This is a genomic window from Buchnera aphidicola str. Bp (Baizongia pistaciae), from assembly GCF_000007725.1.
Classification (GTDB): Bacteria; Pseudomonadota; Gammaproteobacteria; order Enterobacterales; family Enterobacteriaceae; genus Buchnera_B; species Buchnera_B aphidicola_H.
The window spans coordinates 476921-503401 of record NC_004545.1 but is presented as its reverse complement, the minus strand read 5'-3'; the positions used below and the strand labels follow the sequence as shown (position 1 = coordinate 503401).

Below are 26481 nucleotides of genomic sequence, written 5' to 3'. Positions count from 1 at the left end.
TGTAGTTAAGTTTTTTAATTATTTATTAGTAAATCATTTATTCTAGCTATAAATTTATTAGGATTGTCTAATGTATTTTTTTCGGCAAGTAAACATTGCTCAAATAAGAAATTGATCCAATTTTTAAATTTTTTTTCATTTTTTTCATTATTAATTTTTTTTATTAAAAGATGGTTTGGGTTTATTTCAAGGATGTACTTTATAGTTGGGACTGTTTGTCCTGCAGCAGAAAAAAGTTTAGCCATTTGAGTACTCATTTCATTAGAATCAGTGATGACCATAGCAGGAGTATTGGTTAGTTTATGTGTAAATCGTATATCTTTAATTTTATCACTTAATGTTTTTTTAGCTCTGTTTAAGAAATCGTTCATGTTTTCTTGATAAGTTTCATTTTGACTATTTTGTTCATGTACCAATTTTTCAATAGATTTATCATCTTTACTTACTGATTGGAATTTTTTTTCATTATATTCAATTAAATAATTCATCATCCATTCGTCAATTTTGTCTGATAAAATTAATACATCTATATTTTTTTTCTTGAAAAATTCTAAGTGCGGACTACTAACTGCAGAGGCATAATTGTCAGCTGTTATAAAATATATTTTCTCTTGATTTTGCTTCATATTCTTTACATAATTTTCTAGTGACATAGTTGGTTTTTGAGTATTGTTTAACAGCGAAGAAAATCTGATAAGATTGGAAATTGATGTCCGATTTTCTGAATCTTCAGCAGGTCCTTCCTTTAGAATTAAACCGAACTGTTTCCAAAATATTTCGTATTTTGAAACATTTTGACTTAATGAATGAAGTACTTGTAATACTTTTTTTGTGAGTGATTTTTTTAGATTATAAACTAGTTTGTGGTCTTGTAATATTTCTCGAGAGACGTTCAAAGGTAAATCGTTAGAATCTATAATTCCTTTTACGAATCTTAAGTAATTTGGCAAAAATTGTTCTGCATCGTCCATGATATAGACACGTTTTACGTATAATTTTAATCCGTGTTTATTGTCTCTATTCCAAATATCCCAGGCTGATTTTGAAGGTATAAATAATAGAATTGTATATTCTTGATTTCCTTCTACTTTATTGTGTGTCCATGTGAGAGGATCGTTGGTATCATTAGCAATTTTTTTATAAAAGTTTTTATATTGTAACTCAGTGATTTCAGATTTTGGTCTAGTCCATATAGCTTCAGCTTGATTTATTTGTTTCCAAAAATAAGTTTTTTCTTTTTCATCGTATGTGTTCAATTCGATAGGAATAGAAATATGATCTGAATATTTACTAACTGTATTTTGTATTTTCCATGTTTCTAAGAATTCATAATGATCTTTTGTGAGGTATAATGTAACTTCAGTTCCTCGTTCTTTTTTATTAATTTCATTAACCTCATATGTTCCTTTTCCATCTGATGTCCATATAACACCTTGATTTTCTTTTAATCCTGCAAATCTAGTTTTAACAATAACTTTTTCAGATACGATAAATGAAGAATAAAATCCCACTCCAAATTGACCAATTAAATCGTTTTTTATTTTGTTGTTTTTATTTAACGTTTTTATAAATTCTTTTGTACCAGATTTAGCTATTGTACCTAAATTATTAATGATATCTTCATATTTCATTCCAATGCCATTGTCACTAATTGTTAAACTATTATTATTTTTATTTGAGAAGATTCTAATGTATAGATTAGTATCATTTTCGTATAGTTCTGGTGCAGATATTGCGTTAAATTTTAATTTGTCAATTGCATCTGCAGCATTAGATATTAATTCTCTAAAGAATATTTCTCGATTGGAATACAAAGAATGAATCATTAAATGTAATAATTCTTTTGTTTCTGATTTAAAATTATATGTTTTTTTTTGATTTTTATTTGCAGTCATAAATTTATTCGCTGTAGTAGTAGAGTTAAATATGATCATTAAAGTAGGTAAATGTTTTAGAATGATAATTTACCATGTACAAGAATAATTTAAAAAAAAAATATTTATTTTGAGATAGTTTTTGTGAACTAAAAGGGTAAATTCAAATTATTAGAAAATTTCATTTCTGATGATATGGATGACATTTTTTGTTTTTGAAGATCAGATATTTTTCGTACTGCATCATTAAATGCGGCTGTGATTAAATCTTCTAATATTTCTTTATCATGTTCTAAAATTGTGTTTTTGTCTAGTTCAATTTTTTTACAGTAGTGTGATCCAATTAAAGTTACTTTCACTGCTCCAGCTCCAGATTCTCCAGTAACTTCTATTTCAGATACTTCTTGTTGTATTTTTTTCATTTGTTCTTGAATCTTTTGTGCGTGTTGCATTAAGTTATTTAATCCATCTTTTGAAAACATAAGAATCCTTAATAATTAAGATTATTGTTAATATAGCAGCTTTATATATGTTATTTAAAGAATTATTTAAGACGTTAAACTTTTTATTATGTATAATAGTTTAAAAAAATTGAAGTTGCAATATTTCGGTCAATGTAATCAATATTGTCAAAATGTTTATGTTTATTAATTATAATTTTTATTTTTAGAAATCGTTTTTTAATTCTAATTTAGAGTATTTTTTTTTATTTTATGTATATAGGTTTGGTATTTAGATTAAACATGCGTAATAATGTCATTTCTATGCTAATTTTTTGATCAGGAGCGATATGTAGTTCTTTTTTTCCTAATAATGCAGTTTGATAATATAAATATATATCATTATAATTAGATAGTTCAGCTATTTTTTGTATTGCATGTTGCATGTTTTTAGAATATTTAGTATCGTTTAGTTTTATAGAAGGAATAATTTTTATTATCGAAATTTGGTGTAATAGTTGTAATATTTCTACTAATATATTTTCAAAATTAATGTGTGTATCTGAAATATATTTAAAACATAAGACTAAATTTTTTAGGTCTTTATTTAATAGTGTTGTTAGAATATATAATATTTGATCTTCGTATAACATTCCCAAAGTTTTTCTTACTATTTTTTCAGTTATGTTTCCTTTTCCCATGGATATCATTTGTTCTGTTAACGTAATTGCATCTCTCAAGCTACCTTCTGATTTTTGAGATATTAAAGATAAAGCTTTGATTTCATATGTAATGTTTTCTTTGTGTAAAATATTAGAAATACAAGCAACTATTTCATTTAAATTTATTGGTTTTAACTGGAATTGTAAACAGCGTGATAGTATTGTATCTGGTATTTTTTCTAAGTTAGTAGTTGCTAAAATAAATTTAATATGTTGTGGTGGTTCTTCTATGTTTTTTAGTAAAAAATTAAAACTATATCGTGACAACATATGAACTTCATCAATTAGATATATTTTAAATCTCCCCTTAGAAGGTAAATATCTTATATTATCTAGTAGTTCTTTCATGTCTTCAACTTTAGTACGAGATGCTGCATCTACTTCGTATAGATCAATAAAGTTCCCTTGTTCTACTTCTACACAATTAGAACATTTTCTACATGGATTTGGAGATATTCCTAATTTACAATTTAAACTTTTAGCCAATATTCGTGCAATAGTAGTTTTTCCTGTTCCTCGAATTCCAAAAAACAACCAAGCATGATGTATGCGACCCAATAATAAGCTATTAGAGATTGCAGAAACAATATATTGTTGTCCGATAACGTCATTAAATGTTTGTGGCCTCCATTTTTTAGCTAAAATATGATAGTTCATGGTATTAAGTGATTGATTAAATATCAAGTTTGTTTAATTTATTTTATCACAAATAAAATTTTTTAAGAAGATTTTTACAATATATGTTTCGAAAATAAAAATTAGGAAAAAAATTTGCAATTAATAAATTTTTAGTGCAATATAACTAGTATAAATCTCTGTTAGTACTCTATAATACTGTAATTCTTAAGAATTTGGTCAGGATTGGAAAATAGCAGCCATATTAAGACAGTACAGGTATTACGAATATTACTAACAGAGATTGTTAGTTTTAGTATAATTATATATTATCTAATTTATATTGAAATTTTTTAATTTTTTAATTTTTTATTGCTTGAGAATAATACATATTCTTATAGTAGCTTTTTTTTCTTATTAAATTGTAATGAGTACCTGATTCTACAATTTCCCCATTATTGAATACGAAAATGTTATCTGCGTGTTTGATTGTAGATAATCTATGTGTTATGGCTATGATTGTTGTGAGATGTTTAACAGAAGATAGTATTTTTTTTATATTGTTTTCCGTATCTAAATCAACGTTTGATGTAGCTTCATCTAATATTAAAATTTTAGGACAAGAAATTAAAGTTCTAGCGATAGATAATAATTGTTTTTGACCAATTGATAAAATATTTCCGTTTTCGCCTAATAATGTTTTTAGTCCTTTTGGCAAAGAATTTACAAATTGTATTAGTTTTATTGTTTTTAAAATTTTTAAAACTTTTTTTGTTGATATATTTCTTCCAAGAGTAATATTTTCTAAAATTGTATCATTAAGTATTATAGGATCTTGTTGCACAATAGAAATATTTTTTTTAAGGACATTATGAGTAAATGTTTGAATGTTTCTTTCGTCTAAACAAATTTTACCAAGTGTTGCAGGATAATGTCCTATTAATAATTTTGATAGCGTACTTTTTCCACTTCCAGTTCTTCCAACAAAAGCTATAAATTGTTTAGAAGGAATAAAAATATTAATATTTTTTAATACGTAAACGTTATTATTGGTATAACTGAAATATAAATTTTTTACTTTTATATTTCCTTCTCGAAAATGTAATGAATCATCTCCATATTGTTGTTTGGGCGTATGTATTATTTCAAATATTCTTTCCCCGGCTACAATAGCTTGCTGAAAAATAGATTGTTGTGAGGTTATAGTAATTAGGGGTTCATTTAATCTATTTAAATATGTAATGAATGCATATAGTGTTCCAATTTCAAAAAATCCAATTGGATAAATGCCAAAAATTAATATTAGTCCACATAATATTAGTGTAGAACAAAAATTTAATAGTGGTCGTAGCAAAAAACTGTCTAATTTTAAAATTTTCATTCGAAAGTAATAGTGAGATATACTAATTTTTTTAATGGATTTTCTAAATTTTTGTTCTTGATGAAATTGTTGAATAACATCTATTCCGTTAATTATTTCGTTAAATATATTGTAAATATTAGCAATATAAACTTTTATTTTTCTGAGTATAGGTTTACTAAAATATTGGTATAATAACATTATTATTAGCGCGATTGGAAAAATAATAGAAGCTATGCATGCCATTCTCCATTCTAGTATAAACATCGTTATTAAGGTAATTAATATTAATATAATATTTTGGAATAATGATTTTATTACAGTATCATATAATTCTTTAATAGTTTCAGTATCGTTTGTGATTCGAGAGATAAATTGACCTATTGGTCTTTGATCAAACATTTTAATTGGAAGTTGAAGTGTAGAAGACATTACATCATAACGTAATTTTTGAATGACAGTAAGGGATATCTTATTAAAGATTATGTTTTGATGATAATTTAATATAGCTGCTAATATTTGTAGAATTAAATAATATGTAATAATTTTTAATGAATAATTAACTGTATTGTTAATGAAGTAATGTTTAATAAAACAACTAATAAGTATTGGATTTAAAACTTCAAAAATAGATGAAAATAACAACAAAGTAAATCCGAGTATTAGATATTTTTTGACATTTGTGCCATAATATAATAGACGTTTTAACGTAGGCCAAAAATCTATAACATTATTCATTTTATAAAATTGTCCTTATTTTTATTTTTTAATGATTGGATAATTTTTGATGTAAATATGTTTTTCCATACCATTGTTTTAAATTTTGAATTAATAGCTTATGTTTTCCAATTTGTGTTATAGAACCATTTTCTATAACGATTATTAGGTCTGAGTTTATTAATGAAGATAATCTATGTGTACACATTATGATAGTATTCTTGTTTTTTTTCCAAGTCTTTAGGTTTTCTAAAATATTTATTTCAGTTTTGTTATCAACTGATGATAGAGCATTATCTAAAATTAATATTTCTGATTTTAGTAATAGCGCTCGTGCGATTGATATTCTTTGTTTTTGTCCTCCTGATAACATAATTCCGCGTTCTCCTACTTGTGTATTGTACCCTTGAGGAAACGTCATAATGTCATTATGAAGGTCAGAAAAAGTAGTTGCTTGTTCTATTTCTTTTTGTGAAGCATATGGCTTTCCTAATTTAATGTTATTTGCAATTGTATCTGAAAATAAAAAAGTGGTTTGATTAACTATAGACATTTTTTTTCGCCATTCTACTATATTAAATTGTGTAATAGGAATGGAATGATATGATATTTTTCCGTCGTAAAGTTCAATTTGACGTTGTATTAGTTTTAATAGTGTACTTTTTCCTGATCCAGTAGGACCACAAATACCTAGTATTTGTCCTGGACGAATTTTAAAATTGATATTTTTTAATATTGTTTTATTAGATTTGGAATATTTAAAATAATTAATTTTAACTTCTAATATTCCTGGAATATTGGATATATTTTTATATTTTTTTTTATGTATAAATAAATTGTTATTAATCATTGATTTTATTCTATCCCATGATGCACTTCCTCTTTCTATGATATTAAACATCCATGCGAATGCTAACATTGGCCAGATTATAAGTCCTAGATACAGTATAAAACTCATTAATTCTCCAGTGCTAATTTCGTTATATGTAATCATATAACTTCCAATAGTGATAGCTAATAAGTGTGAAATTGAAATAAATAAGTGAATTATTGGATTAAATTTTGAATCAATTTTTGCGATTTTTATATTTTTTTTTCTTGTTTTATGAGCGATTTTAAGAAATTTTTTGCTATAGTAATTTTCTAATCCAAATGCTTTAATCATGTGGATATTATTAAGATTTTCTTGCGCATAATTATTAAGATGCGAAAATGTAGTTTGAGCATCATGATAACTCGAATATAATTTCTTACCAAAACGTTTTATTATTATAGCCATAATTGGCATAGGAATTAGAGAAATGATAGTTAATTTCCAGCTTATTTGAGTAATCATAACTATAATGACAGATACTCCCATGATTAAAGAATCCACTAGAGTTAAGACACCTTCTCCAGCTGCGAATACTACTTTGTCTACATCGTTGGTAATTCTAGCGATTAGATCACCTGTTTTATGTTTTAAATAAAAATCGTTTTTTTGTTGACATAAATAATTATAAATTTCAATTCTGAGTTTGATAGCCAATTTATAGGATGCGCCGAATAAAAATAGTCTCCACATGTAGCGTAAAATATAAATAATTATGGAAATAAATAAAATTATTAAAATTAAAGGCAATATTGGTGCTTTTTGTGTTTGTTTTCTAATACTAATATCTATTAGCATTCCTATTAATTTTGGAGGATATAATTGCAAGATAGAAATAGAAATTAATAAGAATATTGCTATGGTATAGTTTTTGTATTCTTGTATGAAATACCATTTTAGTTGTTTAAGTAGTTGCACATATAGTTCCTATAGTAATTGTTTTTATAATAATTTCTTTATTAATTTATTATTTTTTTTTTGGTAATTTTTTAGATAACGCAATCAGTATTTTAAAGAATTTTATAAAATTAATATTATTATTTTATAGTAAACTATATTTTTGAATTATGTTTAAATAGTAAATATGAAATAACATTATTTTTATATTAAATAAAAAGTAAATTTTATTTAAATAGATAATAGAATATTTCTTCAAAAGTAAGAATTTTTAATTTTTTATAATTTAATAGTATGCTTATTAAAATTTAATATTTATATTCTTAGTATATTTTTTTAAATAAATATTAATATTGGAATAATAATTTTTGTATTTAAATTTTAGAAAAACAATGTACTTTTTTGATAATTATGTTTAGTAAATTAAAATAAATTTTGCATTTTGTTTTGTAACATATACTTACTTATTAATATTAATTAATATATCCTTTATAAGAAATATGTGCTGTTTTATATAAATTTTCTAAAATAGCATTTAGTATTATTTCTGAATGAGATTGTGATATATAAGACGCAATCATTTTTTTTTGTTTTTTAGTAAGTTTAAAATAGAAGATATTTGAAAATTGGTATAAAAATAGTTTTTTTTGATCATGAAATATAAAATAAATTTTTTGTCCTTTTTTTGGAATTGGCAGTGAAAATATTTTATTAGTTAATGTATTAGTGTTAAATCTAGAATAATATTCTGAATTACTGAATTTTAATTTTAGTTGACTAAACAAGTTCGTGTCACCATGATTTAATTGATATACTATTTTTTGAACAATTTGGTAACGAATTTTTTTAGAATGTTCGTTTTTTAGAATATTTATAATTTTTTTTCGAATTTTTTTAGAAAAATTTTCTATTGTTGCTTTTTCATATTTTTGTATCCATAAAACATAAGCATTATTGTTATTCATATGTATGATTGTAGGATAGTTTTTAATAGTGTTTTTGTTATTATGAAATAAAATATTATTGTTAATAATATATTTTAATAATTTTTTAGGTAATTTTTCGTGTTTGTATAATGTTTGTGTTAACCATGGTGTATGATGTATACATATGTTATTTTTTTGAATAATATTTTTAAACTGAGAGGTATTTGTGTGTGTTGTCAGTAATTTTTTAATAATATTATCATTTTGTTTTTTTGATTTTTTGTGTTGTAAAAATAATTCATGTTGAAAAGTATTATCTTTGTTTTTAAAATAAAATTTTTTAATACATGGTACAAAAACATTATTTTTATTTATTAAAAAATAACTAATTTTAAATTTTTTTGGTGATAAAAATTGATGTTTATGATTAATGTAATATCTTTTGAGTTCTTTATTACTTATGTGTTCTATTAATTTTAGATTATTAAGATTGACATAAGATTTGTTAACTATTCTACCCTGTTCAAATAATTTTAGAATATTATTTTTTTCATTATTTAGTATAAAGTCTGTATTAGTAAGAGTCTTAATAAATTCTTTTATTTCTAAATATGTCATAACTTTTTTAATATATTCATTAGAACTTATTTGTAATTTTTTTAAATATTCATAGTATTTTTCTTTATTAAATTTTTGATTTTGTCTAAAAATAGTTTGTTTGTATATATAATTTTTTACATGTGAATAATCAATGTTAAAATGGAGTTGATGTACGTATTGTTGTAATAATGATTCATATATTATGTTTGATAATGTTATATTATAAATTTCTGAGATATATTTTGGATTTTTAGGATTTGTAATAATATCGTTTTTAAAATTTTTATCATTATAGAAACATTCTAGGTTATATCTTTGGATAAATTCTTCTCGACTAATCTCTGTATTGTTTATTTTAATTTCGTATTCTGATAAATTTTCTAACAAATAGTTATTAAAGTTTGTTAAAATTAATGATATAAAAATTATTATTATTAATAATAGTAGAATTAAATTAGATAATTTTGATGTTAGTTTGTGCATTGTTAATATACTAAGTTACCTTATATGTAAATTTATAATTGCAGTCTGGCAAACTATGTTTTAATTTGCCAGATAAAATTTAAAATTATTTAATAACAAGGTTATATTTTATTTAGAACTAAAATAAGGAGTATTTTCTAAAGATAAGTTTAAAACTTCTTTAATGTGCTTTACAGGATGTACAAAAAGACCTTTAAGAATTGTTTTTGGAATTTCTTGTAAATCTTTTTCATTATCATAAGGAATTAAAACTTTTTTTATACCACCTCTATGTGCTGCTAAGAGTTTTTCTTTTAATCCTCCTATAGTTAGTATTTGGCCTCTTAAAGTTATTTCTCCTGTCATAGCTATATCAGATTTTACAGGAATTCCGGTTAAACAAGATACTATTGCTGTACACATAGCTATACCAGCGCTAGGTCCATCTTTAGGTGTAGCACCTTCAGGAACATGAACGTGAATATCATTTTTTTCGTAAAAATTTTTTTTAATTCCCAGTTTGTTTGCTTGTGAACGTACTACTGTTAAAGCAGCCTGAATAGATTCTTGCATTACTTCTCCTAAAGATCCTGTATAAATTAATTTTCCTTTACCTGATATGCAAGCTGCTTCGATTGTTAATAGTTCTCCGCCTACTTCAGTCCATGCTAAACCAATTACTTGCCCAATTTGATTTTTGTAGTTTGTTTTTCCAAAATCGTATTTTTTTATTCCAAGATAATCGTGTAAATTATCAGTGGTAATTTTTATTTTTTTTAAGGATTTGTTTAGAATTAAGTTTTTAACACATTTTCGGCAAATTTTTGATAATTCGCGTTCTAAGTTTCTTACTCCAGCTTCTCTAGTATAGTATCGAATTATGTTAGTAACAACAGAGTCTTCTATAGTTAGTTCGTTGCTTTTTAAAGCGTTTCTCTTAATTTGTTTTGGTTTTAAATATGATTTTGCTATATTTAATTTTTCAAATTCAGTATATCCTGAAATGCGAATAATTTCCATTCGATCTAGCAAAGGTGCTGGGATATTAGTAGAATTAGATGTTGCAATAAACATTACGTTAGAAAGATCATAGTCTACTTCTAGATAATGGTCGTTAAATGCTACATTTTGTTCTGGATCTAGTACTTCTAATAGTGCTGATGCTGGATCAACGCGTATATCGCAAGACATTTTATCTATTTCATCTAATAAAAACAATGGATTTTTTACGCCTACTTTTGCCATTTTTTGGATTATTTTTCCTGGCATAGAACCTATGTAAGTTCTTCGATGTCCACGTATTTCAGCTTCATCTCGAATACCACCTAGTGCCATTCTAATATATTTTCTTCCTGTTGCGCGTGCTATTGATTGTCCTAAAGATGTTTTTCCAACCCCGGGAGGCCCTACTAAACACAAAATAGGTCCTTTTACTGTGTTAATTCTACTTTGAACTGCGAGGTATTCCAAAATTCGTTCTTTGACTTTATCTAATCCAAAATGATCTGAATCAAGAATTTTTTGAGCTTGTGTTAAATTCTTTTTGACTTTGCTACGTATATTCCATGGGATTTGAATCATCCAATCTATATAACTTCTGACTACTGTAGCCTCAGCAGACATAGGTGACATCATTTTTAATTTATGTAATTCAGATGCCATTTTTTCTTGTGCTTCTTTTGGCATTTTTATTGTAGTTATTTTTCGTTTTAAAATTTCGTGTTCATCGAGTGTTTCGTCCATTTCACCTAATTCTTTTTGTATGGCTTTCATTTGTTCGTTTAAATAATATTCCCTTTGGCTTTTTTCCATTTGTTTTTTAACTCGATTTCGAATTCGTTTTTCTACTTGCAATAAGTCAATTTCTGATTCCATTATTGCCATTAGACGCTCTAATCTTTCATTAGTATTATATGTTTCTAATATAGATTGTTTTTCTGATAATTTTAGCGGCATATGAATAGCGATCATATCAGACAATTGCGAAGCATTTGTAATATTGTTTAATGAATTTAAAATTTCAGGAGAAATTTTTTTATTGAATTTAACATAGTTTTCAAATTGATTTAATGTTGTTCTGATTAGTATAGACTGTTCTTTTTCTGTGATTTCAGGTGTGCATATTAATTGAATTTGAGCAGTGAAATAGCCGTTTTCATTATTAATTTTTTTAACTTTTGCACGCTGTAATCCTTCTACTAATACTTTTACTGTTCCGTCAGGTAATTTTAGCATTTGCAAAATAGAAGCTGTAGTTCCAATGGTAAATAAATCATTATCTGTAGGTTCATCAATTTCTGCTTCTTTTTGTGTAACCAACATTATTTTTTTATTCTTATTCATAGATGCTTCAATACATTTAATAGATTTATCTCTTCCTACAAATAATGGAATTACCATATACGGATAGATAACTACATCACGTAGCGGTAAAACAGGAATTTCAATATATTCGGAACGCTCTGGATTCATACGATTCTCTCTTAGTTTCAATGATAATTTTTTAAAAATTAAAAAATTATACTGAGTAGACCACCATATTATTTAAAAACTATAATAAAATTTTGAGTATGTTTTGAATAAATACTCGAGGTATTTAACGTTATTAACTTAAAAATAAATAATCTAATCTTATTAGAAACTAGATAGTTATGTGTTTTATTTACCAGATGTGGTTTTAGAATCATGTTTTTTGTAAATTAATATTGGGGTTAAATTATTGTTCACTATGGTTGATTCGTCTATTATAATTGTTTTTATATTAGTCATAGAAGGTAAGCGGTACATGGTGTCTAGTAAAAGCATTTCTATAATTGATCGTAGACCTCGTGCTCCTGTATTTTGGTTCATAGCTTTTTGAGCTATATATTCTATAACTTTTGTACAAATTTTTAGTTCAACATCTTCAAGTTTAAATAGTGTTTGATATTGTTTAATTAGTGCATTTTTAGGTTCAGATAAAATTTTAACTAACATTTTTTTATCTAATTCATGTAGTATTGTTAATATAGGTAAGCGCCCGATAAATTCAGGTATTAGTCCGAATTTAATTAAATCTTCAGGAATGACTTGTTGCATTAGTGCGTCTTTAGAACAAATTTTAAGATTTTTGTTTACTTTAGCATTAAACCCAATTTTAGTACCTAATTTTGTTCTTTTTTCAATAATTTTATTTAAACCCAAAAATGCTCCTCCGCATATAAATAAAATTTTTGAAGTATCCACTTTTAAAAATTCTTGCTGCGGGTGTTTTCTTCCGCCTTGCATTGGAACTGAAGCTAATGTACCTTCTATTAATTTTAGTAATGCTTGTTGTACACCTTCTCCAGAAACGTCACGGGTGATAGAAGGGTTTTCAGATTTTCGAGAAATTTTATCTATTTCATCTATATAAATAATTCCTGTTTCTGCTTTTTTTATATTATAATTACATTTTTGTAATAATCTTTGGATGATATTTTCAACATCTTCTCCTACATACCCAGCTTCAGTTAGCGTTGTAGCGTCAGATATAGAAAATGGAACATCAAGAAATTTTGCTAATGTTTCAGCTAATAGAGTTTTTCCACATCCTGTAGGTCCGATTAGCAATAGATTACTTTTTCCTAGTTCAATATTATTATTTTTTTTTGAGTTTAAATGGTTCAAGCGTTTATAATGATTATATACTGCAACTGATAGTACTTTTTTTGTGTGTAATTGACCTATTATATAGTTATCTAAATGTTTAAATATTTCATATGGTGTAGGTATTTTTTTTTTAACATCATAATATGATGATAAATTGTTATTTTCTTCTTCAAGAATATTATTGCATAATTTTATACATTCATCGCAAATATACGCTGATAATCCAGCTATTAGTTTTTTTACTTCTTTTTGATTTTTTTCACAAAAAGAACAACATAATAGTGTTTCGGTATTGTTTTTGCTATTATCTACCATTGATTTCTCTTTATTTTAACAAAAAATTTTAAATGTAATAATTTATATTTTAAAAATGTAATAATGTTTTTAAATAGTAGTTTTTATGTTCTGTAGCTTAAAATAGTATCTATTAATCCGTATTTTATAGCTTGATTAGCTGAAAGAAAACAATCTCTTTCGGTATCTTTTTCTATAGTATTAATACTTTGTGAAGTATGAAATGCCATTAGTTCATTGAGTTTTCTTTTTACTTTTATGATTTCTTTAGCATGAATTTCGATATCTGAAGCTTGTCCGTTATAACCTCCTATAGGTTGATGAATCATAATTCTAGAATTAGGTAAACAGTATCTATATCCTTTTTTTCCTGCAGTTAGTATTAATGCAGCCATAGAACACGCTTGTCCTATACATATAGTATTTACATTGGGTTTTATAAATTTCATGGTGTCGTAAATAGACATTCCAGCTGTAATCACCCCTCCTGGAGAATTTATATAGATATAAATATCTTGTTTGGCATTTTCGGCTTCTAAAAATAACATTTGAGCTACTATTAAATTTGCTGTGTTGTCATCTATAGTTCCTGTTAAAAATATTATTCGTTCTTTTAAAAGTCTAGAATATATGTCATATGAACGTTCTCCATATGAAGTTTTTTCGATAACCATAGGAATAAGAAGTGAATTTTTATTAATTTCTTTGTCATAAAGTGTCATTATAGTGTCTCTTGAATATTAGGATTTATTGAAATTATATTTTTTACCAGAATTATGTTACATGTATTTAGTTTTACATTATTGAACCAATAATATTTTACATTATGTAGTCGTATTTTAGTTAAATATTAATTTTATTTTAGTATGTGTTAATAAGTGTCAAAACATTCATATTTATTATTTAAATTATTTTAAAAAATATTAGCGCTATTTAAAATTTAGATATAGTTTAGAAGTTATATTTGAAAAGAAGAATGTATAGTTTTTAAGTTAACAGATTATTTATTATGTATGTTAAAATAGTATTAAGATTTATTTAGAGATTTTGATATGTCATTTATATATTTTGATATCTTTTGTAAGTAATGATGTGTATTTTTTAGAAGCATGTCAAAATTGTATTGTGAATGAAAATTTTGGTAAATTTTTAAACATTTTTGATACACGTAATGCATAGTTTGTCGATTTTACATTTAGGAAGATAAAATTGACAAATAATTCTTTCGTTGTTGAAATTAGTTATACTCGTAAGAATATTAATGAATATTAAAATTTTTCAAATTAGAAATTTGATATATGTAATTGTATAAGTATTTTAAGCATTGTTTCTAATAAGTACGTATATTTAAAGTATTATTTAGTATGATTATGAATTAGGTTTATTTTTACATAAGGGAGAGTTAAAAAAACTTTTGCATTTTTTATTTTTCCATTCTAAAGTAGTGTAAGCGTATATTGATAGTGATTTTATTTTATATTTAAAAAAAAATATTGATAACCAAGAATATATTTTTCTGTGTCTGTCAATAATATCAATGTTTATAAAATAGTTACTAACTATTAAAATTTTAAAATGAGAATTTTTATTGTGAGTTATATTATGTTTTTTACTTTCGTTGTATATTTTTAATTTTTCGTAGTTTATTTTTTTTTGAAGTAAATTTATTATTTTTTGTTTTATCATTTTTGATTAGTTAAAGGTAGAATAAAATTAATTATACATAAGTAAATATTTACTTCGTATGCTATATAATATAGCATTATTCGTGTTTAGAGGTTGTTATATCTTATAAATTTATTTCGTTTTACATGGAATATTTAGACAGTTTAGTCATTGTTAATTAAATAATACAATATATTTTTGTATATTAAAAGTTTAGTTAGCATAAATTTTAAGTGAAATATTTATTATTTTTATAATAATTTCATAAGTATAGAATATTTAAACGCTATTTTTAGTATTTTAGTTTGTATTAATTATTTTTAAAGTAATATTATTTATTCTAAAGATAAAATGTTTGGAGCTATAAAAATGCAATTTATCAAGTATAAAAGTTATATTTTGAAATTTTTATTAGTAAGTTGTATTTTTTGTATTAATGGATGTGACTGTACAATTTTATGTCCTAATGGATTGATTGCTCAAGAACAGCGTTTTGTATTATTTGTTTCTTTCTTTACAATGTTATTAATAATAATTCCAGTCATTTTTATGACTATTTTTTTTGTTTTACGTTATAGAGAATCAAACTTTTCTAAAACGTATGATCCAAAGTGGTCACATTCTAATATAATAGAGTTATTAATTTGGGGAATTCCAATTATTATAATAGTTTTTTTATCTATTTTTTCATGGAAATCGGTTCATGATTTAGATCCTAAAAAACCTATTGTATCTAATGTTCAACCTATTAAAATTAATGTAATTTCGTTGGATTGGAAATGGTTATTTATTTATCCAGATCAAAAAATTGCTACAATTAATAAATTAATAATTCCAATTAATACTCCAATAATTTTTAATTTAACTTCTGGTTCTGTAATGAATTCATTTTTTATTCCTTCGTTAGGTAGTCAAATATATGTTATGCCAGGAATGAAAACTAATTTGAATTTAATAGCTAATAAATTAGGACAGTTTAAGGGATTTTCTTCTAATTACAGCGGAAAAGGATTTTCAAATATGAAATTTGATGTATTAGTTACTTCTGATCATATTTTTTTTTATGAATGGGTAAAAAAAATTCAAAAATCTAAATATAAATTAAATTCTATGTATCAATTTAATCAATTAGCAATACCGAGTGATAATAATGCTATTAAATATTTTTCTAATTTAAAAGAAAATTTATTTAATGTAGTAATAGCGAATGTTTTAAAAATTTCGTTATAAGAATAAAATAATATACAATTTTTTTTAATTTATCTAAATAAGTGGAATACATTTTTAAGGAAGTGTAGATAATGTTTGGTAAGTTGAGTTTAAATTCAATACCATATCATGATCCTATTATCATGATTACTTGCTGTGTAGTGATTTTAGTGTTTCTTGTTATTAGCATAATAATTACGATAGCTCAAAAGTGGCAATATTTATGGAATGAATGGTGTTGTACAGTAGATCACAAAAAGATAGCTAAGATGTATATTTTTTTAGCATTTATAATGTTATTTCGTGGTTTTGCTGACGCAATTATGATGCGAATGCAACAATTTTTGGTATCTTCATATCATGGAAATGGAACAGGTTTTTTGCCGCCACATCATTATGATCAAATATTTACAGCTCATGGTGTTATCATGATTTTTTTCGTGGCTATGCCATTAGTAATTGGATTAATGAATTTTGTGGTTCCATTACAGATAGGATCTCGTGATGTAGCGTTTCCATTTTTAAATAATTTAAGTTTATGGTTAACTATTTTTTCAGCTCTTTTAATGAACGTTTCTTTAGGTATAGGAGAGTTTGCGCAAACTGGTTGGTTAGCGTATCCTCCCTTATCAGAACTACAATATAGCCCGGGTGTTGGAGTAGATTATTGGATTTGGAGTTTACAAATATCTGGTATTGGTACGACACTAACAGCTATTAATTTTTTAGTAACAATTATTAAAATGAGATCTTCTGGAATGAATTGGTTTAAAATTCCTGTTTTTACGTGGACGTCTTTTTGTACAAATATTTTAATTATTGCTTCTTTTCCCGTTTTAACTGTAAGTTTATTATTGCTTACGTTAGATCGATATCTTGGATTTCATTTTTTTACAAATGATTTCGGAGGCAATATGATGATGTATGTTAATTTAATTTGGATTTGGGGGCATCCTGAAGTATATATTTTAATATTACCTGTGTTTGGAATTTTTTCTGAAGTAGTAGCTACTTTTTCTAGTAAAGAACTGTTTGGTTATACTTCTTTAATATGGGCTACTATTGTTATTACTATTTTATCTTTTATAGTTTGGCTACATCATTTTTTTACGATGGGAGCAAGTGCAAACGTTAATGCATTTTTTGGTATTACAACCATGATTATTTCTATTCCCACTGGGGTAAAGATTTTTAATTGGTTATTTACCATGTATCGTGGAAATGTTCGAATTAATTCTATTATGTTATGGACAATAGGTTTTTTAATTACGTTTTCTATTGGCGGTATGGCTGGAGTTTTATTATCCTTACCTGTTATAGATTTTTCGTTACATAACAGTTTGTTTTTAGTAGCGCATTTTCATAACGTTATTATTGGTGGAGTAGTTTTTGGATGTTTTGCTGGAATAACTTATTGGTTCCCAAAATTATTTGGTTTTATGCTATCGGAAAAATGGGGAAAACGTGCATTTTGGTGTTGGTTTTTTGGTTTTTTTTGTGCTTTTATGCCTCTTTATGCTTTAGGATTAATGGGAATGACTCGTCGTCTTAGTCAAAATATTAATCCTCAATTTCATTCTATGTTAACGATTGCTGCTTTGGGAACAATTTTAATTTTTATTGGAATTGTATTCCAGATAATTCAAATATTTGTTTCGATTAGAGATAGAAATTTGAATCGGGATTGTTCTGGTGATCCTTGGAATGGTAGGACGTTAGAATGGTCGACTACTTCTCCTCCACCATTTTATAATTTTGCAGTATTACCTATAGTGCAATTTCGAGATAGTTTTTGGGAGTCTAAGAAAAGTTTCAAAAGTAATAAATTACCAATATTGTATACTAGTTTTCATATGCCTAAAAATACCAAGTTTGGTTTTTTAATTGGGTTTTTTGCTTTTTTATTAGGTTTTTCTGCAGTTTGGTACATTTTTTGGTTATTTTTTATATCTTTTTTTGTCATTATTTATTTATTGGTTATAAAGAGTTTAGATACAAATTGTGATTATATTATTTCTATAGAAGAGATTAAAGAGATTGAAAAATGTATTAATATTAAAAAGATGGATTAAAACAATTGTGATAAATAAAAAATTTCAATGTAAAAATGATATGAAAAAAAAATATAAGATTGATACTAATATTTTTTCAAAAGAACTTCTTGGATTTTGGTTATATTTAATGAGTGATTGCATTATTTTTTGTACATTGTTTTCTGTGTATTTTATTTTAGTAGATAATGTTGCTCAAGGTCCATCGGGTCATAATATTTTTCAGAATAATTTAATCATTATAGAAACGTTTTTGCTTTTGTTTAGTTCGTTTTCTTGTAATTTAGTATTATTTGAAATGAAGAATAAAAATTTATATATGGTTTTTTTATGGTTAGGTATAACATTTTTATTAGGATTATTATTTGTTTTTTTAGAGTTGTTTGAGTTTTTTCACTTAATAAATTTAGGATTCGGGCCTACTCGAAGTGGCTTTTTATCGTCATTTTTCGTCTTAATAGCTACTCATGGAATACATGTAATTTCAGGATTGATTTGGATTATAGTAATGATTAAGTACGTTTATACTTTTAATATTACTAATTTAATTTATTATCGAATGTTGTGTTTAAATTTATTTTGGCATTTTTTAGATATAGTATGGGTATTTATATTTTCATTTGTATACTTGTTTGGAATGGTATAATGTTTTTTAAAATTTAAGGTAATTTATGTTGAAAAATCGATATTTAAAATATCTGTTTATTTTAATTTTATTAAGTATTTTAAGTATAATGCCTATTTTTGCAATTATATATAGAATATTTTCTAGAAACTATTTGTATGCATTTATAATTGTATGTTTGTTTTTTCAAATATTAGCCCATATAAAGTTTTTCTTAAATTTAGATTTTTCATTAGAACAAAGATGGAAGTTGATATCCGTTATTTTTTCTTTAGTTGTAGGTTTAATTATATTGTTAGGTTCTATTTGGGTTATTAAAAATTTAAATAATAATTTATGTATTATGTAAATGTCATCTTGTATCTGCTAGAAGTATTGAAACCAAAAATAATTTTAGGGAATTTACTATCTTTATATGGAGGATATGGTGTAGCAGCACGTGGACATATATATTCTAAATTATTATTTTTAGATTCGCTTAGTTTATTTTTAATTGTTGGGTCTGCATGTGTATTAAACAACGTTATTGATTGTGATATAGACAAAATAATGCTTCGAACTCAATGTAGATTATTAGTAAAATATAATAAATTTTGTAAATTAGCAATTTTAATTGCAATGTTTATGTTGTTTTTAGGATTAATTCTTTGTGTTAAGTTTATTAATGTTGTATGTTTTTGTTTGTTTCTGTTAGGATGGTTGACGTATATATTTCTTTATAGTTTTTTTTTAAAAAAAACGTCAGCTATATCAACGATTGTTGGTAGTATTTCTGGCTCTTTGCCACCTATAGTAGGTTATTGCTCTGTTACTAATAATTTTGATTTTTGTTCATTAAATCTGTTAATTATGTTTGCTTTATGGCAAATTCCTCATTCTTATGCAATATGTATTCTTCATTTTAGAGATTATAAAATTGCTAATATACCAGTATTTCCAGTTATATATGGATTTAAAATTACTAGATATCATATAATATTGCATATTATTCTATTTTTTATTTCTGTTATTGTGCTTACTTTTATAAATAGTATCAATTATAAATTTTTAATAATTTCGTTTTTTTTATGTTTAACATGGTTATATTATTCTTTATTAGAATTGACTATTAAAAATAGTAAATTGTGGGCTAAAAACATTTTTAGATGGTCTATTATTGTCATTTTTTTATTAAATATTATTATGTTATTTGGTTTTGTATAACAAAAATGTTTTTCGAATAAATATTTAATAAATATTTTAGATATTTGGTAAATAATTATATACAATCATTAGTTTTTGGAACTCCTGCAATTTTACTAGCTTGTTTAATAGGATTTTTAGGAAATAGTTTTAATAAATATCTACTTGAACATTTTTTTTTATTATATTTCATTTTTTCTAGTGTTTTTATTAATATTCTTATAGAAGGTGCTAGATTAAAATTTAGATAAAAATTTCTTATAATGTATATTATTTCCCAATGATCTGGTGTCATGTTTATAAATTCTGATTTTGCAATCTTTTTTGCTAATTCTTCATTCCAATCGGGTATATAGTTCATGATATTGCGTATTAATTATTTGTTAATAGTATGAATGTTATTTTATTTACGTATGCATGTTGCAACTTTATTATTATGATAACTTTAAATACGTAAACTACTTTATTATATGTGGTATGTTCAGATTTGCAATATGAATTGGAAATATAATATGAGTTTTGATGAAATTAAAACACATAATAAGAAGGCTATAATAGGCATATTTATGATCTTCTCTTTACGTGTATTTGGTATGTTTATGATTGTTCCTGTGCTTAGTACATATGGAATGTGTTTAAAAAATAGTAATATTTTTTTAGTGGGAGTTGCTATTGGTATTTACGGAATATTTCAGATTATTTTTCAAATTCCATATGGATGGTTATCTGACAAATATGGACAAAAATTAATTATTAATATTGGATTGTTATGTTTTTTATTAGGAAATATTATTGCGTGGAGCTCTAATTCTATTTGGGGTATTATTCTTGGTCGAGGATTACAAGGTTCAGGTGCAATTTCATCAGTATGTATGACATTATTATCTGAATTAGTATTACCTCATAATAGAATTAAAATTATGGGATTATTGGGAGTAAGTTTTGGAATTAGTTTTTTTTTAGCAGTAATATTAAGTCCTATTATTGTAAATATGTTTGGTTTTTATTGTTTATTTTTAATAAATTCTTTGTTATCGATTTTTTGTCTTTTTTTTGGAATGTTTTATATTCCGGCATCATTGTTAAATAAAAATGTTGTTTGTAATTTTAGGAGTGAAATAAGCAATTTTTTTAAAATTTTAAGTAATAGAGTTTTATGTCAAATAAATTTAAGTGTTTTTCTTATTCATTTTTTTTTAATGTGTAATTTTATTATTATACCGGTTGAATTAAAGAAAATATTTGAATTTTTTGAGTATGTTCCTGAAATTATATATATAGTAATTTTGTTAGTATCATTTTTAATTGTTTTATTTTGTATTTGTTTCATACAATCAAAAGTATTGTATAGTAATATTACGATAACAACGTCTGCGTTTTTATTTGTTTTATGTTATGGGATATTTTTATTATTTGGACATAACAATATATCATTAATATTGGGATTGCAGATATTTTTTATAGCATTTATATTTTTAGAAACTATACTTCCAGCATTAGTAAATAAATTTTCTTCTAAAAATTATAAAAGTACGACAATGGCGATTTATTCTACTAGTCAATTTTTGGGTTCTTCTATGGGAGGAATAATTGGGGGTATATTGTTTAGTTATTTAAATTATTTTGAAGTGTTATTCTTTGAGTTTGTAGTATCTATTTTATGGTTTATAACAAGTATTTTATATTTAATAAAATAAATTATAGTATAATGTTATTTAGTATAAATATAGAAATATTTTATTGTTAATTATTCATATATGATTTTGTTTTTATATATTAATGTAATACTTTTATATTATTTATGGTGTATTTAAAACGGGATGTATGTAAATAAATTTTTTAAAGTTTACTGGTTTAAATAAAATTTATATTAATAATTTTAAGTATTGACTATTGAATAACATGATTATTTTAATATTATTTGTTATTTTATATTACGTAATATATTTTATTGTTATATAGTGGTAAAAATTAGGTTAACTTTAATTTACAGTAAATATACTAGTGTTAGACAACAATTCATATAGGTGGAGTATTTTACTTTTTGGTTATATTGATGAATATGGGATATTTTACAAGTGGCATTTAGTAGGAAATATGTTGAAATGTTTGTTTGTTAATATTTTGTCTAAATGACAATGTTATAACAAGAGCATATAGTGTTTTATTTATATCAACACGATTTTAGAACTATATTATATTTTCGGAACAACAGCAATGTTTGTAGAGTTATTTTTAGATTTTAAATTTATTAGTATAAAACAGAAGTATTGTTTGAATGTTTTATGTAATTAGTGTTAATTTTGTATTAATGTGTTTTTCAAGAAGACATAAACTTTTTTAGTTAGAATTTTATTCAAAATTAATTAACATAATATTTTAAATCTATTTACAACAATATAATTTATGAATTTATTTAATTTAATTGATGTATAAAGAATAATTATAGTGATGATAAATACATAATAAAACATGTTTTGTTACATTTGTTTTATTTTTATAATCCCGTATAAAATAAAAATTTATATAAAAATTTTTAGAATATTAAAATACTGTAAAGTTTAAATTTATGGATGTTTTTTTAAAAAATTTTCATATGGCATTATCATTAAAAATAAATGTGTTATGTCTTAATGAGTAATTTTTAATGAATTTTGATTGTATAAAATATTCTACATTAAATTTTGTAAATTTAGTAAAGTAATTAAAGTTACTTCCTATTAAAAAATTACCAATTTTATGTTGTGAATTAAGATAGTATTTATTAGATGTAATGAGTTAATCCAGTAGTGGCACTTAGCATCTAATCTTGGGGAAGTAGAATTAATAGTAGCATTATATTATGTATCAAATACTTCTTTTGAAAATCTAGTATGGGATATGTTGGATATCAAATTGATTTCCACAAAATTTTGGCTAAATGAAGAGATAGCATTCAAAGTATTCGTAAAAATAGCTTACATGTTTTTTTGTAAAAGTAAAAGCGAATATGATATTTTTGGTGTAGGACATTCTTTTACGTCTATTAGTACAGGGATAGGATTAGCTGTTACATCAAAAAAAGAATAAAAAAATAGAAATACAGTATGTGTTATTGGTGAACCCCCCGGGCATTAACTTTAGGTATTGTTTTTGAAGGAATAAATAATGCTCAATACAACAAAATTTACTTGCTTATAATATTAAATGACAATAGTATGTCTATTTCTAAAAATGTTGGTGTTTTTACACAAACATTTATTTAATTCTCGTTTTAATAAAGATAATATTATAGCGTATAAATTTCAAAGTGCGTTTTGTAAAAAATATGACTTGTTATACAAAGATAAAATATATTAAAAAAATATTTAAAAATATTGCTTCATCTAATACTTTTTTTGAAAGTTTAGGTTTAAAATGTTTTGGTTTATTAGATGGGCATGATGTATATTTATTAATTAACGTTCTGAACAGATTAAAAATTAAATCTAATATTAAATTGTTACATATAAAAACTAAAAGAGGAAAAAATTATTTACTATCTGAATTAAATTCCATGGAATGGTATTCCGTTCCTAAGTTTAGTGTTTCTAGTGTAAAGTTTTATACTTCTAAATCAAAAATTTTTAATTATTCCAAAGTTTTTGGTAATTTTTTTTATGTATTGTAGCAAATGAGGATAAAAGGTTAATGGGGTTGCTCCAGCTATGACAGAGGGATCTGGAATGGAGACATTTTCAAAGTGTTTTCCTAAACGACGTTTTGATGTAGCGACATTTGAACAATATTCAGTAACTTTTTCTTCTGGATTAGTTTTAGGAGGATATAAACCTGTTTTGTCGGTTTATTTTACTTTTTAACAACGTGCTTATAATCAATTGATAACATGATGTTGCACTTCAAAAATTACTTGTTTTGTTTATGCTATTGATTGAAGAGGTATAGTTTGGTTGCGATTAAAAAACATATCAAGGAACATTTTATTTAGAATATTTAAGATGCATCCCAAATTTAATTATTATGACACCTAAGTAATAAAAATGAGTGTTTGTAAATGTTGTATACTGGTTATTGTTATCACTACGGTTTAAGTATGGTTAGGTATTCAAAAAGGTTTTGGAATAGGAGACAAGTGTTAAAACCTAAATCTTTAATTCTTGTAGGTGAGGAAATAATTCAGCAGTATGGAAAGAATTTAGTAATTCGAAACTTTGGTATTTTATATATACATGCAGAGATTATTTAAAGAGAATTAAATGCTACTTTAGTAGATATGCGCTTTTTAAAACCCTAGATTTTTTCTTTAATGCTTGGTTTGACTCATAATTATAGTCTTTTTGTTATAATTAAAGAAGATATTATTTCAGGAGGAGCTAGAAGTGGTGTTAACGAATTTTTCATGAAACAAAAAATAAATGTTTTTGTTTTAAATATAAGAATTTTAGACAAATTTGTGTCTTAAGGTGATCAAAATGAAATTCGTAATGAATATAAATTAGATACAGATGGAATTCGAGAACAAATTTTATTTTGCTTAAAACAACAAAAATTTATTAGTTATAGATATTAAAATTTTTAGTTTTTGTTAGAGTTATTTTTTCTAAGTTTTAAAGAAGCTTTATCTAGAACACCATTAATAAATTTATGACTATCTTTAGCTCCGAATAATTTTGCTAGTTCAATACTTTCGTTAATTGTTACTTTAAAAGGAATATCATATCTTTTATCTAGTTCAAAAAATGATATTCTTAGAATTGCTTTTTCAATTTGTCCAAGTTCTTGTATAGTTCTAGATAAATAAGGTCTCATTAATTCATCTAAATATTTTAAGTTTTTAGTAATTCCGATTATCAGTTCATAAAAATATATTTGGTCTATTTCATTAATAGTTTTATTTTTTTTAAAATGATTAATGACATCATAAATATCATTTTTGGATATTTGCCATGAATATAATGCTTGAACGGCATATTCCCGTGCTTTACGTCTAGTTTTTGTTTTAGATTTCATGAAATTATATGTTCCTAAATGGTTTTATTTTGTTTATTTAATATGAATATTAAAATAAGGTATTTTATTATCATATGTATTAAATTATAAAAACTGGTGTGAGGATAATTGAATGTCATATGTTTAATGATACTTTTTTTATAAAGTAAAATAACATTTTTGTTTAGCTTGAGTTATGTTTTGTTAATATTAATTTTAAATCTTTTCCTATTTGAGTAATTTTTTCAAATTTAAATTGTGGAACATCTGATAAATTTGAATAATTTTCTAGGAAAAATAGGGGTTTAGCATAATTTCCTAATATTTTTGGAGCTATATATATAATTAATTCATTAATTATGTTTAATTTTAAAAATGAACTAGACAATGATGGCCCTGCCTCTATTAGTATATTATTAATTTGGTATTTGGCTAACATTTTTACTAAATCTATTAAATCTATTTTTTTGCTTTTATTATTTAATATAATTTGTTTAATATGACTTGGCCATATATTATTATCGCTGTGTATTCTTATTAAGAATAGTAAACCTGGTTGTTTAATGCATTTATGTGATGGTGTTATTCTATTTTTGCTATCAATAATTACACGAATAGGTTGTTTTAAAAACGTTTTAGAGTGTTTTAATAATTTTTGATTGTTATCATTATTATTAGTATTTCTCACAGTTAGTAGTGGATTGTCAAAAAGTATAGTTTCGCTACTACTAATAATTGCGTCTGATTTTTCTCTAACATGTTGAACATCATGGCGCGCTTTATCAGAAGTAATCCATTTGCTTTTTCCGTTATTTAATGCTGTACGTCCATCAATTGAACTAGCTAATTTAAGTTTAATCCACGGTATTCCTGTTGTCATTCTTTGAAAAAATCCTTTATTAATTTTTATAGATTCTTTAGATAAGGTTCCTATTGTAACTAATATTCCATGTTTTTTAAGCCATTTAACACCGTTTCCAGAAACTTTAGGATTGGGATCTAATGTTGCTATAACAACGCGAGAAATTCCATATTTTGTTAGCGCTACACAACAAGGGGGAGTTTTACCAAAATGGCTACATGGTTCTAATGTTATGTATGCAGTAGCTCCTTTTGCTTTTTCTCCAGAAGTTTTTAGAGCATAGATTTCTGCATGTTTCATCCCAGTTTTTTTGTGCCATCCACTTCCTACTATAATGTTATTATTAACGATAATACATCCTACGTTAGGATTAGGTGATGTCGTTAAACTTCCTTTTTTGGCTAACTTAATAGCTTTTTTCATATAAAAAATATCTTTCATAACGAATTTCGATAATCCTTACTTATAATAAAGATGTTACATTTATAACAAATATTTAGCGTGGTTTTTT

25 protein-coding genes and 1 other RNA gene are annotated in these 26481 nt (G+C 24.3%); 13 read left to right on the top strand and 13 right to left on the bottom strand.

Annotation, left to right across the window (positions count from 1 at the left end; genetic code table 11):
* Positions 1-14: 14 nt before the first annotated feature.
* The 3 genes from htpG to dnaX all read right to left on the bottom strand — a co-directional run bounded on the left by htpG (position 15) and on the right by dnaX (position 3693).
* Positions 15-1895: a molecular chaperone HtpG gene (htpG, locus tag BBP_RS02145; protein ID WP_011091538.1), complete on the bottom strand. Its 1881-nt coding sequence runs from the start codon at positions 1893-1895 to the stop codon at positions 15-17.
* A 128-nt stretch (positions 1896-2023) separates the two neighbouring features.
* Positions 2024-2356, bottom strand: coding sequence for a YbaB/EbfC family nucleoid-associated protein (locus tag BBP_RS02140; RefSeq protein ID WP_011091537.1), 333 nt, complete (start codon positions 2354-2356; stop codon positions 2024-2026).
* A 224-nt stretch (positions 2357-2580) separates the two neighbouring features.
* Positions 2581-3693, bottom strand: coding sequence for a DNA polymerase III subunit gamma/tau (gene dnaX, locus BBP_RS02135; RefSeq protein ID WP_011091536.1), 1113 nt, complete (start codon positions 3691-3693; stop codon positions 2581-2583).
* A 161-nt stretch (positions 3694-3854) separates the two neighbouring features.
* On the opposite strand from dnaX, the gene ffs reads away from it, so the two are divergent.
* Positions 3855-3952, top strand: an RNA gene (gene ffs / locus BBP_RS02855) — signal recognition particle sRNA small type.
* A gap of 60 nt (positions 3953-4012) precedes the next feature.
* Here the strand turns inward: ffs and BBP_RS02130 are convergent.
* The 7 genes from BBP_RS02130 to BBP_RS02995 form a co-directional block, all read right to left on the bottom strand.
* Positions 4013-5749: an ABC transporter transmembrane domain-containing protein gene (locus BBP_RS02130; RefSeq protein WP_011091535.1), complete on the bottom strand. Its 1737-nt coding sequence runs from the start codon at positions 5747-5749 to the stop codon at positions 4013-4015.
* 28 nt (positions 5750-5777) lie between these two features.
* Positions 5778-7517: an ABC transporter transmembrane domain-containing protein gene (locus BBP_RS02125; RefSeq protein WP_011091534.1), complete on the bottom strand. Its 1740-nt coding sequence runs from the start codon at positions 7515-7517 to the stop codon at positions 5778-5780.
* A 452-nt stretch (positions 7518-7969) separates the two neighbouring features.
* Complete coding sequence (locus BBP_RS02120) at positions 7970-9505, bottom strand: SurA N-terminal domain-containing protein (protein ID WP_011091533.1); 1536 nt, start codon at positions 9503-9505, stop codon at positions 7970-7972.
* A 108-nt stretch (positions 9506-9613) separates the two neighbouring features.
* Positions 9614-11956: an endopeptidase La gene (gene lon, locus BBP_RS02115; protein ID WP_011091532.1), complete on the bottom strand. Its 2343-nt coding sequence runs from the start codon at positions 11954-11956 to the stop codon at positions 9614-9616.
* Between the two features lie 186 nt (positions 11957-12142).
* Positions 12143-13429 carry an ATP-dependent Clp protease ATP-binding subunit ClpX gene (gene clpX, locus BBP_RS02110; protein WP_011091531.1) on the bottom strand — a complete coding sequence of 429 codons (1287 nt, stop codon included), beginning with the start codon at positions 13427-13429 and terminating at the stop codon, positions 12143-12145.
* A gap of 83 nt (positions 13430-13512) precedes the next feature.
* Positions 13513-14130, bottom strand: a complete 618-nt coding sequence (gene clpP / locus BBP_RS02105) for an ATP-dependent Clp endopeptidase proteolytic subunit ClpP (RefSeq protein WP_011091530.1) — start codon at positions 14128-14130, stop codon at positions 13513-13515.
* 646 nt (positions 14131-14776) lie between these two features.
* Complete coding sequence (locus tag BBP_RS02995; RefSeq protein ID WP_011091529.1) at positions 14777-15094, bottom strand: BolA family protein; 318 nt, start codon at positions 15092-15094, stop codon at positions 14777-14779.
* Positions 15095-15442: 348 nt separating this feature from the next.
* On the opposite strand from BBP_RS02995, the gene cyoA reads away from it, so the two are divergent.
* The 5 genes from cyoA to cyoE all read left to right on the top strand — a co-directional run bounded on the left by cyoA (position 15443) and on the right by cyoE (position 20161).
* Positions 15443-16303: a ubiquinol oxidase subunit II gene (gene cyoA, locus BBP_RS02095; protein WP_044010653.1), complete on the top strand. Its 861-nt coding sequence runs from the start codon at positions 15443-15445 to the stop codon at positions 16301-16303.
* Between the two features lie 71 nt (positions 16304-16374).
* A complete protein-coding gene (gene cyoB / locus BBP_RS02090) occupies positions 16375-18354 on the top strand; it encodes a cytochrome o ubiquinol oxidase subunit I (protein ID WP_011091527.1) in 1980 nt (659 codons plus the stop codon).
* Positions 18355-18361: 7 nt separating this feature from the next.
* On the top strand, positions 18362-18979 hold the full coding sequence (cyoC, locus tag BBP_RS02085) for a cytochrome o ubiquinol oxidase subunit III (RefSeq protein WP_228368073.1): 618 nt from the start codon (positions 18362-18364) through the stop codon (positions 18977-18979).
* A 25-nt stretch (positions 18980-19004) separates the two neighbouring features.
* Positions 19005-19307: a cytochrome C oxidase subunit IV family protein gene (locus BBP_RS02810; protein WP_011091525.1), complete on the top strand. Its 303-nt coding sequence runs from the start codon at positions 19005-19007 to the stop codon at positions 19305-19307.
* Between the two features lie 8 nt (positions 19308-19315).
* Positions 19316-20161, top strand: a complete 846-nt coding sequence (gene cyoE, locus BBP_RS02075) for a heme o synthase (protein ID WP_187145692.1) — start codon at positions 19316-19318, stop codon at positions 20159-20161.
* Between the two features lie 55 nt (positions 20162-20216).
* Here the strand turns inward: cyoE and BBP_RS02070 are convergent, their stop codons facing one another.
* Entirely contained in the window at positions 20217-20501 is a 285-nt protein-coding gene (locus BBP_RS02070) for a TusE/DsrC/DsvC family sulfur relay protein (RefSeq protein ID WP_011091523.1), read from the bottom strand.
* Between the two features lie 151 nt (positions 20502-20652).
* Between BBP_RS02070 and BBP_RS02065 the strand changes: the two genes are divergently transcribed.
* The 7 genes from BBP_RS02065 (at position 20653) to BBP_RS02900 (ending at position 24581) form a co-directional block, all read left to right on the top strand.
* The gene (locus BBP_RS02065) at positions 20653-21837 is read left to right on the top strand and encodes an MFS transporter (protein ID WP_011091522.1); all 1185 of its coding nucleotides are present in this window, start codon (positions 20653-20655) and stop codon (positions 21835-21837) included.
* Positions 21838-22966: 1129 nt separating this feature from the next.
* Positions 22967-23209, top strand: coding sequence for a 1-deoxy-D-xylulose-5-phosphate synthase N-terminal domain-containing protein (locus tag BBP_RS02960; protein WP_079172728.1), 243 nt, complete (start codon positions 22967-22969; stop codon positions 23207-23209).
* Positions 23210-23310: 101 nt separating this feature from the next.
* Positions 23311-23385 (top strand): 1-deoxy-D-xylulose-5-phosphate synthase N-terminal domain-containing protein, encoded by a 75-nt coding sequence (locus BBP_RS02990; RefSeq protein WP_416224305.1) that lies wholly within the window; start codon positions 23311-23313, stop codon positions 23383-23385.
* 62 nt (positions 23386-23447) lie between these two features.
* Positions 23448-23789, top strand: a complete 342-nt coding sequence (locus tag BBP_RS02955) for a 1-deoxy-D-xylulose-5-phosphate synthase N-terminal domain-containing protein (protein WP_050703101.1) — start codon at positions 23448-23450, stop codon at positions 23787-23789.
* A gap of 37 nt (positions 23790-23826) precedes the next feature.
* Positions 23827-23979, top strand: a complete 153-nt coding sequence (locus BBP_RS02905; protein WP_187145691.1) for a hypothetical protein — start codon at positions 23827-23829, stop codon at positions 23977-23979.
* A 194-nt stretch (positions 23980-24173) separates the two neighbouring features.
* A complete protein-coding gene (locus BBP_RS02890; protein ID WP_148140863.1) occupies positions 24174-24365 on the top strand; it encodes a hypothetical protein in 192 nt (63 codons plus the stop codon).
* A 60-nt stretch (positions 24366-24425) separates the two neighbouring features.
* Positions 24426-24581, top strand: coding sequence for a hypothetical protein (locus tag BBP_RS02900; protein WP_187145690.1), 156 nt, complete (start codon positions 24426-24428; stop codon positions 24579-24581).
* 113 nt (positions 24582-24694) lie between these two features.
* Here BBP_RS02900 and nusB read toward each other — a convergent pair whose 3' ends face one another.
* Together nusB and ribD are read right to left on the bottom strand one after the other, a co-directional pair.
* Entirely contained in the window at positions 24695-25129 is a 435-nt protein-coding gene (gene nusB, locus BBP_RS02050) for a transcription antitermination factor NusB (protein ID WP_011091521.1), read from the bottom strand.
* 163 nt (positions 25130-25292) lie between these two features.
* Entirely contained in the window at positions 25293-26411 is a 1119-nt protein-coding gene (gene ribD / locus BBP_RS02045) for a bifunctional diaminohydroxyphosphoribosylaminopyrimidine deaminase/5-amino-6-(5-phosphoribosylamino)uracil reductase RibD (RefSeq protein WP_011091520.1), read from the bottom strand.
* Positions 26412-26481: the final 70 nt, after the last annotated feature.